16 protein-coding genes, 1 pseudogene and 1 other annotated feature are annotated in these 18,582 nt (G+C 39.3%); of the genes and pseudogenes, 10 read left to right on the top strand and 7 right to left on the bottom strand.

All coding sequences use genetic code 11. The features are described from left to right. Both E4T71_RS05530 and plsY read right to left on the bottom strand, forming a co-directional pair. Positions 1-214: helix-turn-helix domain-containing protein (locus E4T71_RS05530; RefSeq protein WP_135034965.1), on the bottom strand; the 214-nt coding region annotated here is incomplete at its 3' end. A gap of 309 nt (positions 215-523) precedes the next feature. Further along, positions 524-1,183 carry a glycerol-3-phosphate 1-O-acyltransferase PlsY gene (gene plsY, locus E4T71_RS05525; RefSeq protein ID WP_135037942.1) on the bottom strand — a complete coding sequence of 220 codons (660 nt, stop codon included), beginning with the start codon at positions 1,181-1,183 and terminating at the stop codon, positions 524-526. Between the two features lie 437 nt (positions 1,184-1,620). On the opposite strand from plsY, the gene parE reads away from it, so the two are divergent. From parE to parC, 5 genes are all read left to right on the top strand, one after another. Beyond that, positions 1,621-3,561: a DNA topoisomerase IV subunit B gene (parE, locus tag E4T71_RS05520; protein WP_135037940.1), complete on the top strand. Its 1,941-nt coding sequence runs from the start codon at positions 1,621-1,623 to the stop codon at positions 3,559-3,561. Between the two features lie 67 nt (positions 3,562-3,628). Continuing rightward, on the top strand, positions 3,629-5,641 hold the full coding sequence (locus E4T71_RS05515) for a class I SAM-dependent DNA methyltransferase (RefSeq protein ID WP_135037938.1): 2,013 nt from the start codon (positions 3,629-3,631) through the stop codon (positions 5,639-5,641). Further along, the gene (locus tag E4T71_RS05510) at positions 5,584-6,819 is read left to right on the top strand and encodes a restriction endonuclease subunit S (protein ID WP_135037936.1); all 1,236 of its coding nucleotides are present in this window, start codon (positions 5,584-5,586) and stop codon (positions 6,817-6,819) included. Before E4T71_RS05515 ends, E4T71_RS05510 begins: the two co-directional genes overlap by 58 nt. Before the next feature lie 19 nt (positions 6,820-6,838). After that, positions 6,839-7,600 carry a hypothetical protein gene (locus E4T71_RS05505; RefSeq protein WP_135037934.1) on the top strand — a complete coding sequence of 254 codons (762 nt, stop codon included), beginning with the start codon at positions 6,839-6,841 and terminating at the stop codon, positions 7,598-7,600. 35 nt (positions 7,601-7,635) lie between these two features. Further along, positions 7,636-10,071: a DNA topoisomerase IV subunit A gene (parC, locus tag E4T71_RS05500; RefSeq protein WP_135037932.1), complete on the top strand. Its 2,436-nt coding sequence runs from the start codon at positions 7,636-7,638 to the stop codon at positions 10,069-10,071. A gap of 62 nt (positions 10,072-10,133) precedes the next feature. On the opposite strand, the gene mnmE is transcribed toward parC, so the two are convergent. After that, on the bottom strand, positions 10,134-11,507 hold the full coding sequence (mnmE, locus tag E4T71_RS05495; RefSeq protein ID WP_135037929.1) for a tRNA uridine-5-carboxymethylaminomethyl(34) synthesis GTPase MnmE: 1,374 nt from the start codon (positions 11,505-11,507) through the stop codon (positions 10,134-10,136). 327 nt (positions 11,508-11,834) lie between these two features. Next, positions 11,835-12,254, bottom strand: a complete 420-nt coding sequence (locus tag E4T71_RS05490; protein WP_135037928.1) for a DUF6556 family protein — start codon at positions 12,252-12,254, stop codon at positions 11,835-11,837. Positions 12,255-12,538: 284 nt separating this feature from the next. Between E4T71_RS05490 and E4T71_RS05485 the strand changes: the two genes are divergently transcribed. Next, a complete protein-coding gene (locus E4T71_RS05485) occupies positions 12,539-13,681 on the top strand; it encodes a cysteine desulfurase family protein (RefSeq protein ID WP_135037926.1) in 1,143 nt (380 codons plus the stop codon). Positions 13,682-13,683: 2 nt separating this feature from the next. Then, positions 13,684-14,898, top strand: coding sequence for a tRNA uracil 4-sulfurtransferase ThiI (gene thiI / locus E4T71_RS05480; RefSeq protein ID WP_135037924.1), 1,215 nt, complete (start codon positions 13,684-13,686; stop codon positions 14,896-14,898). Positions 14,899-15,193: 295 nt separating this feature from the next. On the opposite strand, the gene E4T71_RS05475 is transcribed toward thiI, so the two are convergent. Then, the gene (locus E4T71_RS05475; RefSeq protein ID WP_135037922.1) at positions 15,194-15,709 is read right to left on the bottom strand and encodes a hypothetical protein; all 516 of its coding nucleotides are present in this window, start codon (positions 15,707-15,709) and stop codon (positions 15,194-15,196) included. A gap of 411 nt (positions 15,710-16,120) precedes the next feature. Continuing rightward, positions 16,121-16,627, bottom strand: a complete 507-nt coding sequence (locus E4T71_RS05470; RefSeq protein ID WP_135037920.1) for a hypothetical protein — start codon at positions 16,625-16,627, stop codon at positions 16,121-16,123. 313 nt (positions 16,628-16,940) lie between these two features. Next, positions 16,941-17,011, top strand: a sequence feature (ribosomal protein L21 leader region). Positions 17,012-17,044: 33 nt separating this feature from the next. Here E4T71_RS05470 and rplU point away from each other — a divergent pair. Genes rplU through rpmA form a run of 3 tightly spaced genes read left to right on the top strand, consistent with a single transcriptional unit; the run spans position 17,045 to position 18,029 of the window. Further along, entirely contained in the window at positions 17,045-17,359 is a 315-nt protein-coding gene (gene rplU, locus E4T71_RS05465) for a 50S ribosomal protein L21 (protein ID WP_135037918.1), read from the top strand. Between the two features lie 14 nt (positions 17,360-17,373). Further along, the gene (locus E4T71_RS05460) at positions 17,374-17,718 is read left to right on the top strand and encodes a ribosomal-processing cysteine protease Prp (protein ID WP_135037916.1); all 345 of its coding nucleotides are present in this window, start codon (positions 17,374-17,376) and stop codon (positions 17,716-17,718) included. 17 nt (positions 17,719-17,735) lie between these two features. After that, positions 17,736-18,029 carry a 50S ribosomal protein L27 gene (gene rpmA / locus E4T71_RS05455; RefSeq protein WP_003032879.1) on the top strand — a complete coding sequence of 98 codons (294 nt, stop codon included), beginning with the start codon at positions 17,736-17,738 and terminating at the stop codon, positions 18,027-18,029. 320 nt (positions 18,030-18,349) lie between these two features. Here the strand turns inward: rpmA and E4T71_RS09785 are convergent. Beyond that, a pseudogene (locus E4T71_RS09785) lies at positions 18,350-18,582 on the bottom strand (hypothetical protein); the annotation flags it as partial.

Genomic DNA, 18,582 nt, shown 5'->3' with positions numbered 1-18,582 from the left:
TAAGGAGTGCCTCTAAACCTCCTTCTAGATAACGGTTCAATAAGTTTCGTACAGTTTGATGAACAAAACCTACTGATTTAGCTACTGCTGTTAAATTCTGACATTCAGAGTAGAGAATGAGAGCTTGAATTTTCCTATGGTGCTGTGCATTCTTTTTATCTTTCAGGGCTTGCTTCAATTCGCTAATTTGATATTCATTTAGTTCGACTTTCATACCTTATAGTATACAGCTATTTTTGTTTTTTGTTAAGTATTAGGATAGAGGCGCTCTTATAATCTCAGTGTGATGGTGGGGTGTCTAATTTGCGGAATATTACAAAACTAATAAGGGGAACTTTCACATAGAAAAAAGAGGCTGAGGAGAAATCCCAACCTTCTTTTTTTGATATAGTAAACACACTTGGATGTAGTGGATGTTTGAGTGTCTAGTATAGAGTTTGCGAAGTAAGCGACAATTATTCGTATGGTGCAGGAATCTTTTAGGTGTTTTTGTTGAATCAATTATGCATTAGGATGGCTATACCTAGCTGTTCTTGCTATCTGAATGAGCCTTTTCTGGTTTTTGTTGGCTTAAATTGATGCCCCAAGGTATGATATTTTCTTTTCGATCCAAGATACGAACAACATTGGAGCGATGACGAATAAGAATGAGAAGCGCAATACCAATGATTGTTAGGGTAAAGGCAGTATCGTATTCCGGAATTAGAAAATGAATGGCTGGGAAAATAAGAACCCCAAGAATCGCTGCAATGGCAGCTGCCATACTAGAGAGGGAAATCATACTGAAAAGATAGAGTACACCAAAGAAAATAATGGCCATGTAGATAAAGAAGCCGAAGGAATAGGCGAAAACCGCACCAGCGCTAGTCGCAACCGCCTTCCCCCCCTTAAAATGGGCAAAAATCGGAAAGACATGCCCTAGAACGGCAGCCAAACCAAATAGAATAGGGGAAACAGGGAGTCCTAGAAGTATAGGGAGATAGGTAGCAAGGGAGCCCTTAAAGAAATCAATGAGAAAGGTAATCATTCCAGCCTGTTTGCCAAGTATGCGGAAGGTATTTGTGGTGCCCGTATTCCCAGAACCTTCAGTACGTAAATCAATATTGAAAAAGTGTTGGCCGATCCAGAGCCCCGTTGGTATTGAGCCTAATAGATAGGCGATTAAAAAGCATAAGATAATCATAGAAATAGTATAGCACAAGCCTTTCTAAAAATCATGATATATCAAGGGTTTGGGTTATGTTCTTTGATATATTCTAGTGGTGAAGGGGCAAAAAAGGGGCAAAACTAGTATTTTTCTAAAACCGCCATTAGTTTGTTGTTCATGTTTCCTGTGGCGTGAGTGAAAATAGCCAATATTTGTGTAGGACAGTGTTAAGTTTGTGTATAGGTTTTTGATGAGCATTCAATAAAATGAGAATAGGAAATTGTCAGTGTTCCAAATAAGCGTGAATAAAGGAGCAAATATATGGTCTACACAAAAGAAATTTTAGAAGAATGGTGACAGGGTATTCGTGAATGAACCAGAGATTACCCAAGTTGGGGGGGCAGGTATTTGAATCTATTGCAATTCTAGGAAAAATTGGTAAGATAGAAGGTACTGAAAACAAGGAGGACACTATGGCAAAGAAAGAGGTCAGTTTAACCGCCTATAATGATGATGCCATTCAAGTCTTAGAAGGTTTGGATGCGGTTCGTAAGCGTCCTGGAATGTATATTGGCTCAACGGATGGGGTAGGACTACACCACTTAGTGTGGGAAATTGTTGATAATGCAGTTGATGAAGCCCTATCAGGTTTTGGAGATCAGATTGATGTCGTCATCCACCAAGATGGATCAATTTCAGTTGCGGACCACGGGCGGGGAATGCCTGTTGGAATGCACGCCATGGGGAAACCGACCGTTGAAGTGATTTTTACAGTTCTCCATGCGGGTGGTAAGTTTGGGCAAGGTGGTTACAAGACATCTGGTGGTTTGCACGGGGTTGGCTCCTCTGTTGTTAATGCTCTATCCTTGTGGTTAGAGGTGGAAATCACTCGTGATGGTACTGTTTATCGTCAGCGTTTTGAAATGGGGGGGACTCCGGTTACGGGTTTGGAGAGAGTTGGTAAGGCGCCTAAATCTCAGTCTGGGACTAAGGTTCACTTTATGCCGGATCCAGCTATTTTTTCGACCACTAATTTTAAGTTTGGTACAATCGCCGATCGCTTGAACGAATCTGCTTTTTTGCTTAAGGATGTAACCCTTAGCCTCAAGAATGAAAGGACTGGAGATGAGGCCTCTTTCCATTACGAGAATGGGGTTCAAGACTTTGTAGCTTACCTTAATGAAGGGAAAGAGGTATTGACCCCTATTTTAGATTTTAAGGGGGAAGATCAAGGATTTCAGGTAGAGGTAGCCCTCCAATATAACGATGGGTATTCCGATCATATTTTATCTTTCGTGAATAATGTGCGAACTAAGGATGGGGGGACCCATGAGACTGGTCTGAAGACAGCCTTGACCAAGGCCATGAATGATTATGCTCGCAAGACAGGGCTTCTCAAGGAGAAGGAAAAGAATCTGGATGGTTCCGATTACCGTGAAGGTTTGACCGCTGTTCTGTCGCTTCTTGTGCCGGAGGAATATTTGCAGTTTGAGGGACAAACCAAGGATAAGTTAGGAAGTCCTTTGGCTCGACCATTTGTAGAAGGTGTTATGATCGAACAGTTTACTTATTTTTTAATGGAAAATGGGGAAATGGCCGCAAATTTGATTCGTAAGGCTATTCGAGCGCGTGACGCACGGGAGGCTGCAAGAAAGGCGCGTGATGCGAGCCGATCTGGGAAGAAGAAAAAGGATAAAGGGCTTTTATCCGGTAAGTTAACCCCTGCTCAATCGAAGAATGCTGCTAAAAACGAGCTTTTCTTGGTCGAGGGAGATTCTGCCGGAGGTTCTGCCAAACAAGGTCGAGATCGAAAATTCCAAGCAATTCTTCCCCTTCGTGGTAAGGTTATTAATACGGCTAAGGCCAAGATGACCGATATCCTGAAAAATGAAGAAATCAACACCATGATCTACACTATTGGCGCGGGTGTGGGAGCAGACTTCCAACTTGACGATGCCAACTATGACAAGGTTATCATCATGACGGATGCGGATACCGACGGCGCCCATATCCAAACTCTGCTTTTGACCTTCTTTTATCGGTATATGAAACCCTTAGTCGAAGCTGGCCGAGTTTACATTGCCCTACCTCCTCTGTATAAAATGTCTAAAGGACGCGGGGCAAAAGAAGAAGTGGCCTATGCTTGGACTGATCAGGAACTGCAAGAACTTCGCAAACAATTTGGGAAAGGTGCGACTGTGCAGCGTTACAAAGGATTGGGTGAGATGAATGCCGATCAATTGTGGGAAACCACCATGGACCCAGAGACTCGTACCCTAATTCGAGTAACGATTGATGATGTTGCGCGTGCCGAACGCCGCGTCTCTACCTTGATGGGAGACAAGGTTGAACCACGCCGCAAGTGGATTGAGGAAAACGTAACCTTTACCTTGGAAGAAAGTGGAGTGTTTTAACAGAGTAGGTTTATTAGGTAGCAGAATCTCAATGATACTGATACCAATAAGATATTGAGGATATAAAATGAACTGGAAATTAGAAACAGATGTCAATGATTGGGTAAAAAGTCAGTTTGCACGAATTGGTTTAGAGAAACACAGAGACTATAATGAAGAATCTGGTATGAGTGACTATCTAAAAGAGGCACTGAAAGGTTCTGCGAAAACTGCGACTAAGACTAATTTTGGAATACCAGATCTCCATATTGAAAAATACAAGTTACCAGTCCTTATTGAAAATAAACTTGGTTTAAAAAAGCTAGTCTCGGAGACAAAAGATGGCATAAAGACAGACGATAAATCCAAACAAGCTTTTGCTGTTAATGGAGCCTTACATTATTCACGAAGTATCATTGATAGTGGCAAGTATAGTGAGGTGATTGCGATTGGTATTGCTGGCGATAATGCAGAAAATGTAGCAATAAAAGTATACTATGTTTTTGGTTCCGCCCCTAACGCCTACAAATCACTCGACTCTAGAACTAGCCTAGATTTTCTTGAAACAAAAAAATCCTTTGACGTATTTTACAAGGAAGCTATTCTGACAGAAGAAGAAAAACATCGGATTCTGATAGATAGTCAAGCCACTTTGCAATCTTATGCTAAAAAGTTAAATAGATTGATGCATAATCATAATATCACCGCTCCCCAACGTGTCCTCTATGTATCTGGTATGCTCTTAGCGATGCAGGATGTGGTCGATAAAAATGGACATCATGTGGATGACGGTCTAACACCAGATGATTTAAAAGGTGTACAGTCCGATACGAAGCGTGACGGTAAAAAAGTTGTTGACCAAATTAAAGCCTTTTTGGATGAACGTGCTATTGATAAAGATAAGCAGAAATTGATGTTATCATCATTTCAAGAAATTTCAAAAGATCCCCAGCGTGATGAAGTTACAGAGAATGATAAGGAAGTTGCAAAACTGATTGATGGTTCTTCTTCCGTAACAAAGCAAATTTTCACCTTTATTTATGAATATATTTTTAAATCCATTGATGGCTTAGGTGCTCATATTGATATCATGGGAGAGATGTATTCTGAATTTCTAAAATATGCCCTTGGAGATGGGAAAGAAATTGGGATTGTTCTTACTCCACCCTATGTTACAAAAATGATGGCTCAGATATTAGGCATTGATGAAAAGAACAAAGTCATGGATTTAGCAACCGGTTCAGCAGGTTTCTTGATATCTGCTATGGAGTTGATGGTGGAAGCTACCAATCTTCGGTATGGAAAAGGTACGACTCAAGCAGAGAAAACGATTTTAGAGTTAAAGAAAAATAATCTTTTGGGAATTGAACTCAATGCTGAAATGTACACCTTAGCGACTACTAATATGATTTTGAGAGGTGATGGTTCTAGTCGGATTGAAAAAGGTTCTGCCTTTAATCGTCCCGAGAATTTGTTTACAGATTTCGAAGCAGACCGTTTGTTACTAAACCCACCGTTTTCTCATGATGAAAATGGACTTCCTTTTATCGCTTATGGATTAGATAAGATGAAAAAAGGGGGACTGGGTGCTATCATCATTCAAGATAGTGCAGGATCTGGAAAAGCAATCAAAACAGCTAAATCTATCTTAAGTAAGCATACTCTCCTTGCCTCTATTAAAATGCCTGTTGACTTATTTGTACCTATGGCAGGGGTACAGACCTCTGTTTATATCTTTAAAGCCCATACCAAGCATGATTTTGAGAAGACGGTCAAATTTATTGATTTTAGAAATGACGGATACAAACGCGCTAAGCGTGGTGTAACTGAGATTGATAGTCCAACTGAACGCTATCAAGATGTGATCAAAATCTACAAGGCAGGTAAGCGAGCAAAAATTAGTGCGGATTGGGATTTAGAAGCAACTTATATCGAAGACTTTATCACTAATCAAGGGAATGATTGGAATTTTGAACAACATCAAATCATTGATACCAAGCCAACTTTAGAAGACTTTAAAAAGACGGTCGCAGACTATCTCTCTTGGGAAGTCACCCAACTTCTGCAACAAAAAGGAGAAGACACCTCAAAAAAAGCCTAAGCCCTCGCCTACAAAAGCTAGAAAATGATTTTGTAAAGGCAGGGGGCGAATGGTTAGAAAAAGAAGTTGAGGATTTTTTCGATGTATTTAATGGGAAGCGGTTAACAAAAAACGAGATAATACCTGGGGAAATCCCATATATATCTTCATCATCGGTTAATAATGGAATTCAAGAGTATATTTCAATAAGTGATAGCTCTGCTATTTATGAAGAATGTCTAAGTATAGCATATAATGGAAAGGAAAGTGCAGTTTTCTATCATCCTTATAGAGCTTTTTTTTCAGATAATGTTCGTGTTGTAAAATATAAGAATGAGAATGCTGGAAAATCTCAATATTTATTTACTGCTAATCTTTTTAAAAAAATTAGGGAGCGTTTTAATTACGGAAATCCGATGAGTTCTTCAAAATTAAGAAAAGAAAAGATAAAACTTCCTTTCATAAATAAAGAGTTGGCATTTCTATATATGGAAAACTACATTAAGACGCTCGAGGCTGAACGCATCGAGACGCTCGAGGCTGAACGCATCGAGACGCTCGAGGCTTATCTAACAGTCACCGGATTAAGAGATTATCACTTAACAAAAAATGATGAAGAAATACTTGACAAGTTCGAAAAACTCTCCGATACTCAGAGTAGAGTAGAGTATTTGGGTATATTGTCTTTATCACCTATCAAGATGAAAACCATTTTTCCAGAAATTCATCAGGGACGTCGTTTAAAAAAAGATGACCAAATTGAAGGTGATTTACCGTTTATTATGGCTGGGACTTCAAATACGGGTTTAGTTAGGACAATCGGCAATGATGTGAGGATTTTTCCGAAACATTCATTGACGATTGATATTTTTGGAAATACCTTCTATCGTTCTTATGAATTTGGAGCTGGTGATGATACGGGTGTTTTTTGGAATGACGATAATCTGTATCCAAAGTCTTTACTTTACTTGAAAACAGTAATTGAAAAGAAACTACTTGGAAAATATGATTTTGGATTTAAATTGCGAGCCTCTCAGACACCTAGTTTTCAGTTTGACTTGCCTGTATCAGCTAAGAATGTAGATTATAGATTTATGTCTGACTTTATCAAAGTCATTGAAAAACTAGTAATTAGGGATTTAGTTGAGTGGACAGATAAGCAAATTGAAATGACCAAAGAGGTAGTGGAGGATGACTAGTTTTTGTTATGCAGATAGGTTGGCAGAAATTGAAAAAACAATAGCAGATTATACGCAATTAAAACAACTTGTAAATAATGAACTATTTACAATGTCTGAGTCTCTCATCAAAACGCTTGAGAATTCTTTAGTAATCGCTATATATTCTTTATCGGAACAATTGTTAAAGAATACAATTTACAAAATATTGGAAGTTCAATTTGATATAGATCAGCAGACACCGAAAGATAGATATATTTTAGGTCAGATGCCGCCTGAACGTTATCCTGTAACGCCGACTATAGAAAGAATATTGGCCGAGATGAAGTTCTACTATCCAAAATTTGAGCTGTATACTCCAAGTATTGTTATGAACTATAAAGATTCTTATGTGAAGTTAGTTAAAGCTAGACATGACTATGCACATGCAAATAATCATACTCAAAACATTGATTTTGACTCGGCAAAAAAATTTGTGGAGTATCTTAATTTCCAGTATAATGATATAAACAACGGCAACTATATTTCTAAAATTAAATCACTTTATAATCTTCTAAATAAATTTGTAGACAAAGAACATTTTCGAAACTTTTATCCTCATTATGAAGCTAAGAGCAATGAAATCAATGAACTCGTTAATGAACTTGATACTTTGTATAATTCAGATGAATCCTATGATATAGATTATCTCAATGATATTTATGAGCCACTGAGAGAAGGTTACACTATTCTTCTAAATATAACGGAAGAAAGTTTTTCTGAAGATATAGAAAAATTTAAAAATTGTATAGCTGATATTTAAAATTGAGCTATAATTAACTTTATTTAGGAGCAACAATGTCAAACATTCAAACCATGTCCTTAGAGGACATTATGGGTGAGCGCTTTGGGCGCTATTCTAAATATGTCATCCAGGATCGGGCCTTACCGGATATTCGGGATGGTCTGAAACCTGTTCAACGCCGGATTCTTTATTCGATGAATAAAGATGGCAATACATTTGAGAAAGGCTACCGCAAGTCGGCCAAGGCTGTCGGAAATATTATGGGGAATTTCCATCCGCACGGGGATTCGTCTATTTACGATGCCATGGTGCGGATGAGCCAGGACTGGAAAAACCGTGAAATTCTGGTGGAGATGCACGGGAACAATGGGTCCATGGATGGGGATCCACCTGCAGCGATGCGGTATACAGAGTCTCGTTTATCCGAGATTTCAGATTATCTGCTTCTTGATATTGAGAAAGAAACAGTTCCTTTTGCCTGGAATTTTGATGATACCGAAAAAGAACCGACCGTTCTTCCTGCTGCCTTTCCCAATCTCTTAGTCAATGGGGCTACTGGTATTTCAGCTGGATATGCGACGGATATTCCCCCGCATAATCTCGCTGAAGTCATTGATGCGGTGGTCTATCTGATTGACCATCCCAATGCTAAGTTAGACAAATTGATGACGTTCTTACCTGGACCAGATTTTCCAACGGGTGGAATCGTTCAAGGCAAGGATGAGATTCGTAAGGCTTATGAAACTGGAAAAGGTCGCGTTGTTGTTCGTGCCAGAACAGAGATTGAAGCTCTTAAAGGTGGAAAACAACAAATTATAGTGACGGAGTTGCCTTATGAAGTCAATAAGGCTAGTCTGGTTAAAAAGATTGATGATATCCGTTTGGGCAATAAGGTAGCTGGAATCGCTGAAGTTCGGGATGAAACAGATCGAACGGGTCTACGGATTGCGATTGAATTGAAAAAAGATGCCAATGCTGAATTGATTTTGAACTATTTGTTCAAATACAGCGATCTGCAAATCAACTATAATTTTAATATGGTTGCGATTGACCACTCAACTCCAAGTCAAGTCGGCTTGCATCGCATTCTAACCAGCTATATTCAGCATCGTCAGGAAGTCATTTTAGCCCGTAGTCATTTTGAAAAAGCTAAGGCGGAAAAACGTCTTCACATTGTGGAAGGTTTAATTCGAGTTGTTTCGATTTTGGATGAAGTCATTGCCTTGATTCGTCAATCGGAAAACAAGGCAGATGCCAAGAAGAACTTGGAAACAACTTACAACTTTACTCCAGAACAAGCTGAGGCGATTGTAACCTTACAACTCTATCGTTTAACGAATACGGATGTGCAAATTCTCTTGGCGGAGCAAAGTGAGTTGGAAGAAACTATTCAGACCTTGCAAGCCATTATCGGTGATGAGGGAACTCTGTTCAATCTCATGAAAAAAGAGTTGCGGCAGGTTAAGAAGATTTTTGCAAGTCCTCGTTTATCTGAGCTACAAGAGCAGGCTCAGACGATTGAGATTGATAGTTCCAGTTTGATTGTTGCTGAGGATACCTATGTGTCTGTGACAAAGGCTGGCTATATCAAGAGAACCAGTCCCCGTTCCTTCTCAGCTTCAAGCTTAGAAGAGATGGGCAAGCGGGAGGATGACCATTTGATTCTCTTGAGAGCTTGTCAAACAACCGAGCACCTTTTACTTTTTACCAATAAGGGAAATGTTATCTACCGTCCTGTTCATGAGTTAGCTGATATTCGCTGGAAAGACTTAGGCGAGCATCTGAGCCAATTCATTACGAATTTAGGTCAGGAAGAAGCAGTTGTCTTTGCTCAAATTGTGTCAGATTTTGAACAGGGAACGTATTTGGTTGCTAGTAAATCTGGTCAGATTAAACGTTTGGCGATTTCAGAGATCAAACCGTGGCGGACGTATAAGTCAAAGGCAACGCTTTATATGAAACTCAAGGGTGATCAAGATCAGGTGATTTCTGTGTTACCAATTGAGCAAGAGTCTGTTATGGCCATTAGTCACTTGGGTTATGCCCTGCACTTTGCAGGCGACGATATACCGCAAGTTGGAGCAAAAGCGGCTGGAGTCAAAGCTATGAATCTTAAAGCTGACGACTGGATAGTGGCCGCCTTCCCTGTTACAGCTGAGACCTTCTATCTACTGACTCAACGTGGTGCCATTAAGGCTAATCGTGTAGCGGATTTCCCACTAGCTGGTCGAGCTGGTCGTGGTTTGCAAATCTTAAAAGAATTGAAGAAAGCACCGCATCGTGTCTTTAAAGCTGGTATTATTCCAGTGGATGAACCTGGTCAGTTAGAAGTTCTAGCTCAAACGGAGCAGACCTATGTGGTTGATCTTTCGCAGATCAGCCTTCTGGATCGGACTTCAAACGGTAGTTTTATTGATGAAAAGTTAGTGGAATCTGGTGTGGCGGAAGCCTACTTAAAAGTTGCAGAGGCTGACAGCAGGAATACCTAAAAGGAACAGACAAAAAACCAACCTTATGTGAGGTTGGTTTTTTGAACGGATAGAGAATATCTTTATTTCCCTAAACAGAATTGGGAGAATAATTGTGTAATCAGTTCATCGGGTGCTGCATCTCCTGTGATTTCACCTAGTATTTCCCAAGTTCGAGTCAAATCAACCTGAAGCAGGTCAACAGGCATTCCAAGGGCGAGTCCTTCGTTTACAGCTTGAAGACTGGCTACAGCTTTTTCGATGAGACTAATATGTCGAGAGTTCGAGAGGTAGGTAGCGTCTTGCTCAACCAGACCTGCGTTCTCGAAAAAGAGTTGGTTGATTCGTTCTTCAATAGCTTCTAGGTTATCTTGGGTTAGCACGGAAATTGGAATGGCATCTGCGGGGAGCTGATCTAGTTCAATCTTAGACTCTAAATCTGTTTTATTGAGGAGAACAATCCGGTTCATATCTTGTGTTAATTCCAAGAGTTGACGATCTTGATCGGTTAGGACTTGATTGGAGTTTAAAACGAGTAAGACTAAATCTGCCTCAGATAGGGCCTTACGGGAGCGTTCGACCCCAATTTGCTCTACGATATCTTCAGTTTCGCGGATACCTGCTGTATCAATGAGTTTCAGTGGAATCCCTTGAATATTGACATACTCTTCGATAACATCTCGTGTTGTACCGGCAATATCGGTGACAATAGCCTTGTCTTCTCGCAGCAAACTATTGAGAAGACTAGATTTACCGACATTCGGACGACCGATAATAGCAGTAGTGATTCCCTCTCGCAGGATTTTGCCTCGACGGGCTGTTTGAAGAAGAGATGTTAGCAGTTGCTCGAAATCTGCTGTTTTCTCCCGCAATAGTTGGGTCGTCATTTCTTCCACATCATCGTATTCTGGGTAGTCGATGTTGACTTCGACTTGAGCCAGTGTATTTAGAATCTCTTGTCGTGTATTATTGATTAATTGCGACAGAGAGCCATCCAATTGTTTGACCGCAATATTCATAGCTTTGTCGGTTTTGGCACGGATTAAATCCATAATAGCTTCGGCTTGGGTCAGGTCAACCCTCCCATTTAGAAAAGCGCGTTTTGTGAATTCACCAGGTTCGGCCAAACGTGCTCCCTGCCGGATTAAGAGCTGAAGGATCTCGTTGGTCACAGCCACTCCACCATGAGTGTTAATCTCGACAACATTTTCTCGTGTAAAGGTTTTGGGGGCCAGCATAATTCCCACCATGACTTCATCTAAAATTTCATCTTTATCGGGGTCGATAATATGTCCGTAATTTAGGGTGTGACTAACTATCTGATCCAGATTTTTCCCCTTAAACACTTTTTTCAAAATGGTTAAACTATCTGTTCCTGAGAGTCGGACAATTCCGATAGCCCCCTCACCGAGGGGAGTGGAGATGGCTGTAATAGTGTCGAATTCTTTCGTAATCATATTCATCCTTATTCTATAGTTTTTTAATTTTTTGGTGAAAAACGATAAGAGGACTTCCTTTTATATTCAGTATAGTTTAGGTTTACCAAAAAATAATTTATAAAAATCAAGTAATGATTCTATTCTACCACTATCAAGTCTGATGTTGGTAGAATAAACTTGAAGTTTTCCCATTGCAGAAGCGGTAGAGCTGATGCAATGATGCGAGAGTTTGTGTAGGGACTGGGCAAATTTTAGGCTACAAGAAAAAAGTTGGGATCTACTTAGTAGTCTCAACTTTTTTCTATGTGAATCTAAGATTCAGTCCATTGCTCGGTGTTAAAAAAATTATTCAGTTTCAGGACCTTCTCCACTGTTTGCAATGGGTGCCTCTGTTGTGATTGAACTATTGGTTTCAAGTGTGGGTTCTTGACTAGAGCTTTCGCTTGGAGTCGGTGTTTCGCTTGAGGAAGGAATGGTTTCAGAATTCCCTGTTTCTACCTGACTACTAGAGCTAGTTGGTTCTGGGTTGCCTTGAATTTGGCGAATGATGGTTTGAACGGGGTTAGAATTCCCATTTGACGGATTGTTTCGATTCATAAAGGTGTAAATGGTAATGGAGGCCGTAATTAAACCAAGGATACCTCCGACAATGGCTAGTGTTCGTTGAAAGGCATTGAGACCAGTATTTAGTTTTTGTTTGGTTTTTTCTTTGTCGATGACTGGTTTCTTTGATTTTTGTTTTTTACGTCTTGATAATTCTGTCATGATGTTCTCCTTTACTCTTCCTATTATAGCTAGGGGCAGGAGAAAATTCAAGATTGAACTAGAGTCACCTGATTAAATGTATTGAGTTGATGGTAGATGAGGCCTCCTAAAACTAGCTATAGGGAAGAATATCGGCGAGATTGTAGAATCTTGAATGATGAGAATTCGTGGATTGTTGGCTAAAAGTTTTCCAGATGTAAATTTGGAGCTAAGATTTATGATTTTTGATGCCGTTTTATCAAAAACTAGTGATATAATAGGAGCATTGAATACAAGGAGTCAACATGATTTATTTTGACAATGCGGCCACTACCCGTCCCTATCCGGAGGTTTTGGCAACTTATACAGAAATAGCCTCAAAGATTTTGGGTAATCCTTCAAGTCTACATCGACTTGGGAATCAGGCTCACCGTTTTTTAGAAGCTTCTCGGAAACAGATTGCGGATTTGATTGGTAAGGATCCACAGGAAATTGTCTTCACTTCTGGTGGAACCGAAGCCGACAACTGGATTCTGAAAGGTGTTGCTTTTGAGAAGCAAGATTTTGGAAGACATATCTTGATTTCGGCTGTGGAACATCCTGCCATTGCGGAGTCCGCGCAATGGTTGACGCAGCAGGGCTTTGAGGTGGAGCTCATTCCAGTCGACAAGACAGGGCAGATTGATTTAGAACAATTCACTTCCTTAATCCGACCAGATACAATTCTTGTTTCGGTCATGGCAGTGAACAATGAAATCGGTCGTATACAACCCATTCTAGAACTTGCCAATATTTTAGAAGCCTGGCCAAAGGTTTCCCTACATGTCGATGCTGTTCAAGCGCTTGGTAAGGTGGACCTATCTTTATTTTTGCCGGAGCGTGTTGATTTTGCTAGTTTTTCGGGACACAAATTTCATGGGTTACGTGGGGTAGGTTTTGCTTTTCTCAAAAAGGGAAAACGGCTGTCTCCGTTGCTTACAGGGGGTGGGCAAGAAGGTGACCGTCGGTCGACAACTGAGAATCTTGCTGGTATCGGAGCGATGGCGAAAGCTCTTCGTTTGAGTTTGGAAGAGCAGGACTTGGTTCAAAATCGTTTGGCAGCTATTAAATCTAGTCTTTTCCAAGAATTATCCCAATATGAGGATGTGGAAATTTTTTCAGGCTTGGATGGATATAGTTCCAATATCTTAACCTTTGGAATTAAGGGAGTCCGAGGTGAGGTACTATTACATGCCTTGGAATCGTATAATATTTTTGTATCGACAACAAGTGCTTGTTCGGCTAAGGCTGGTAAGCCAGCTGGGACACTGATTGCGATGGGAATTCCTGGGAATCGGGCTAGTTCAGCGGTTCGCTTGAGTTTCTCGCGGGAGAATACGATGGCACAGGTGGAACAATTTTTAACCACCTTTAAATTGATTTATCAACAAACAAGGAAAGTACGTTAAACATGCAATATTCAGAAATTATGGTGCGTTACGGGGAATTGTCCACCAAGGGAAAAAACCGTATGCGTTTTATTAAGCAACTTCGTCGCAACATCAAGGACGTCTTATCTCCTTTTCCCCAAGTAGAAATTACTGCAGATCGTGATCGGGCGCATGTCTATTTGAATGGGGCTAATTATGAAGCAGTTGCTCAGAACTTGAAGGAGGTCTTCGGGATTCAAAATTTCTCACCTGTATATAAGGTTGAGAAGTCTATTCCAGCTTTAGAAGCAGCAGTATTAGAGATTATGTCGTCCATCTATAAGGAAGGCATGACTTTTAAAATTTCAAGTAAGCGAAGCGATCACAGTTTTGAACAGGATTCCCGTGAATTAAATGTAACACTGGGGGATGTTGTTTTTCATCATTTCCCATACGCTCAAGTTGCGATGAAGGGACCAGATATCAATCTTCAAGTGGAGATTCGAGAAGAGGCAGCTTATTTGACACATGAGCGTATCCGTGCAGCTGGTGGCTTACCAGTTGGTACTTCTGGTAAGGGAATGCTTATGTTATCAGGAGGAATTGATTCACCAGTTGCAGGCTACTTAGCCCTCAAACGGGGTGTTGAAATTGAAGCGGTACACTTTGCAAGTCCTCCCTATACAAGCCCTGGAGCTTTAAAAAAAGCACATGATTTGACAAGAAAATTGACTAAGTTCGGTGGAAATATTCAATTTATCGAGGTTCCTTTTACTGAGATTCAGGAAGAAATCAAAGAAAAGGCTCCAGAAGCCTATCTGATGACTTTGACCCGTCGTTTTATGCTGCGGATTACAGACAAGATTCGTGAAGTTCGTAATGGACAGATTATTGTCAATGGGGAAAGTCTAGGGCAGGTTGCGAGTCAGACTGTTGAAAGTATGCTGGCTATTAATGCTGTTAGTACAACACCTATTATCCGTCCAGTTGTAACTATGGATAAATTAGAAATTATCGAAATAGCTCAAGAGATTGATACTTTTGATATTTCTATTCAACCGTTTGAGGATTGTTGTACGATATTTGCACCTGATCGTCCCAAAACGAATCCAAAAATAAAGAATGTTGAGCAGTATGAACAACGATTAGATGTGGATGGATTAGTAGAGAGAGCTGTAGCAGGTATCCGAATTACAGAAATTACTCCTCAAGCCCAACAAGATCAAGTGGATGATTTGATTGAGGACTTACTTTAGAAAAAATCTAGGAAACTAGAACCTATAGTTTCCTAGATTTTTTGCTTCTTTGTCAACTGTAATGGGGACTAGAATACAGTTAGCGGTTTAGTGAAGGGTTCATCCAGATTCTCAGAAATCCTTATCTGTTTAGTATTATTCAATAACTGTAGAACTTAATAATTGAACACAGAGGCTGGGTAAAGACTAAAAATCTCTCAGCTCGCTTAAAATTTGAATTGATAAAAATAGCTTAGAATCAACGTTTTTAATGACGTAATTCTAAGCTGTTTTCTATTTCTAAGACCTTTTGCTGTCAGTTAAATATTGACTCATATTTTTGGTTGAAAAGTTTTTGAAGATTAATAGATGGTGTTTTTTGAACTTTAATAATATCTTCGGTTACTGGAGATATCACCTCTTCTATTTCCTGTAAAATTTCTTTATCCATTGGTTGTTCCTTCCAGTTATCATCTGGAGAATAATAAGTCATAAATTTTCCAGTTGAATCAGTATGGTAAAAATAAAGTCTCCTCTGTTTACCTATTCTGAGATAGTATCCTTCGAAATCGGATGTAAAATATGCGTTATCATCAATATATATTGTGTGGTCAACTTCCTCATCAAAATAAACGTAATCATCATTTGGTTTATCGATTAAATTCTTATTTTCAACAGCCATAACCAATTCAGGCCTAGTTCCTTCTTTTCTAGGCATCTGACTAGCATAGTAGACTGAATGGCGAGCTAGATTATATTGGATATAAATGTAGATGGAACCGATAAGAGCGAGAAATATACTAACTATTACAAAATATTTTTTTAGGTTCATATTTTCTACCTTCCTTTCTTGCCTTTTTTAGCAGATGATTGAGTTTTAAAGAATTGAGCGACTGTCGCGATTGCCGTAGCTATGGGTTTGGCAATAGCTACGGCTGTTTTGACGATGGATTTAACAGCTGTACTAGCGTAATTAGGTGCTTTTGAGGCGGTTTTAGCGATAGATTTGGCAATTGTTGGAGCTGATGTTACAGCTCTGTAGATAGAATTCTGTATAGGTTTAACGAAGTTAGAAGTTAGTCAAGAATTCATAAACATGTGAGTCAACATATGCTAATTCAACCGAGGCATGATTTGAAGCAGGGACAGAATTTATTCTATCAAACTGGGAAAGGATCCAAAAGATAAGAAACAGAAAAACCTAGAGAATGTGAAATGAATCATTCTCTAGGTTTTTAAGATGTTATTGGAATCTTTTACCATAAGTTATGTTGAAGAGCCATTGGAGGTTGGCATATTTTGGTGGTTTTTGTTGAATATCGATAAGGGGTTGGATTATACTATATATAAGTTTTCGAGCTTCTTTTCGCTTATCTTTTATATTATAAGAAGTATTATCTGTTATTGTGGAATATTCAACTAACTCAGCTCTAGAATTAAAATAATATATATGGTTATCATGATATAAATCATACCAAGCTTCTAATCCTGCCAAACGAGTATTTTCAGTTTTTATGTATATAATGTTTATTCCATCAAAATCATAACCTATCTGATTATTTTCTGGTCTTGGAATATATTCTAGATTATCAATAACCATAGCCATAATAGGATCAGCCTTCTTACTATGGTTTAGATTTTGGGCATAATAAACGGAATAATAAATTAAATTGTGATGGATTTCTAATCCTATTTTGAGTAGTAGAGATAGTGTAAAAAGGGTAGTTAGAGTTATAAAAATTTTTCTCATTTTTTCGTCCTTTTTTTTTCTAGATGTATTTTTAGGCGGATTCCACTTAGGTAAGTTGAATTTAGGCGGATTCCATTTAGGTATACTAATCTTGAATAGATTAAATTGAGGTAAACTGATTAATGATAAGGGATAATGACAATCCTGTCAAGGCTGAGCAAGGAGTTTGTTTAGCTTTTTTTGTGTTTTCGGTAAAGTTCTCCTACAATATTATTGTTCTGCTGAACTTTCTAAAAAATTTTACCGCATACAGTATGTCTTTTCTCTTGCTTTTTTCTTCTGAGTAGGATAGAATGTAGAAGTTGACTATGCACATCCTGTGCAACCGCACGAACATCGTTGAAGTGGTTCGGCCCACGATGCTAGGCGAGTCTTCACAAAATGGGGAAACCCGAAACAATCTATAGGAGGTGCATAATGAGCACATACGCAATTATCAAAACTGGCGGAAAACAAGTTAAAGTTGAAGTCGGTCAAGCAATCTACGTTGAGAAGTTAGACGTTGAAGCAGGTCAAGAAGTTACTTTTGACGAAGTTGTTCTTGTAGGTGGTGAAAAAACTGTCCTTGGAACTCCTGTAATCGCTGGCGCTTCTGTAGTTGGAACTGTTGAAAAACAAGGAAAACAAAAGAAAGTTGTAACTTTCAAGTACAAACCTAAAAAAGGTAGCCACCGTAAACAAGGTCACCGTCAACCTTATACAAAAGTTGTCATTAACGCAATTAACGCTTAATTAGAGGTGAACACATGATACAAGCAGTCTTTGAAAAAGCCGAAGATGGCGAGCTGAGGAGTGCAGAAATTACTGGACATGCTGCCAGTGGCGAGTACGGCTTTGATGTCGTGTGTGCGTCGGTTTCTACGCTTGCTATTAATTTTGTAAATTCAATTGAAAAATTTGCAGGCTTTGAACCACATCTAGAATTAAACGAAACTGAGGGTGGTTTTTTACGTGTGGAAATTCCACAAAGTATCCCCCCTCATCAGAGAGAGATGGTTCAACTCTTTTTTGAATCCTTCTTTCTCGGTATGGCAAATTTGGCGGAAGACTCGTCGGAGTTTGTACAAACAAAAGTTATCACTGAAAGCTAATATGGAGGAAAACAATTATGTTGAAAATGAATCTTGCTAACTTGCAATTATTCGCCCACAAAAAAGGTGGAGGTTCTACATCTAACGGACGTGATTCACAAGCAAAACGTCTTGGAGCAAAAGCTGCAGACGGACAAACTGTAACTGGTGGATCTATCCTTTACCGTCAACGCGGTACTCACATCTATCCAGGTGTGAACGTAGGTCGCGGTGGTGATGACACACTTTTTGCTAAAGTTGAAGGTGTGGTACGTTTTGAACGTAAAGGTCGCGATAAGAAACAAGTTTCTGTTTACCCAATCGCGAAATAAGGGTTAGACCCCTATGAAATAAGGCTTTCTGAGGTTTCGGAAAGCCTTATTTTTTTTGTTTTGGTACCCAACTTTTAAGATTCCTACTTGATATAGAATGATTCCTGATGCCCAAATTATTCATACCTCAGAAGAATCTGTGTAAATGCCTAAAAAATCATCAGAAACAACCAATAATCAACTGGAATTTCTGATGATTTTTATTATTCACCAAATTGTTCTAGGGATAAAAATGTATTCAGTACCTTATAACCCTAAAAAAGGCAGACTCCGCCCTTGGTGTAACTATATATTTTTAAAAATGTATACTATTTAACATCTTAATTTCCTAACAAAGGTGGACTTTCATCTCCTGCTTCATAAAGAATGGGGAGCGAGAAATTTAAGCTAGAAATTCGTTCAAAAAGAGTTCGAAACTCCTCCTTAAGAGAATAGAGGTTAGACAGTTTTAGAACTTGTCTTCTAGCACTTTTTACAGACTTTCCAACTATATTCACAAACAGTTTCCGAAAACGTTTCATCGTCAGATTCTTCACAACTCCACCAGCTATAT

The sequence above is a fragment of the Streptococcus sp. WM07 genome (genome assembly GCF_004570525.1).
GTDB lineage: Bacteria > Bacillota > Bacilli > Lactobacillales > Streptococcaceae > Streptococcus.
Note: the sequence above shows the minus strand (reverse complement) of the source record. Positions and strands in the feature narration are given on the sequence as shown.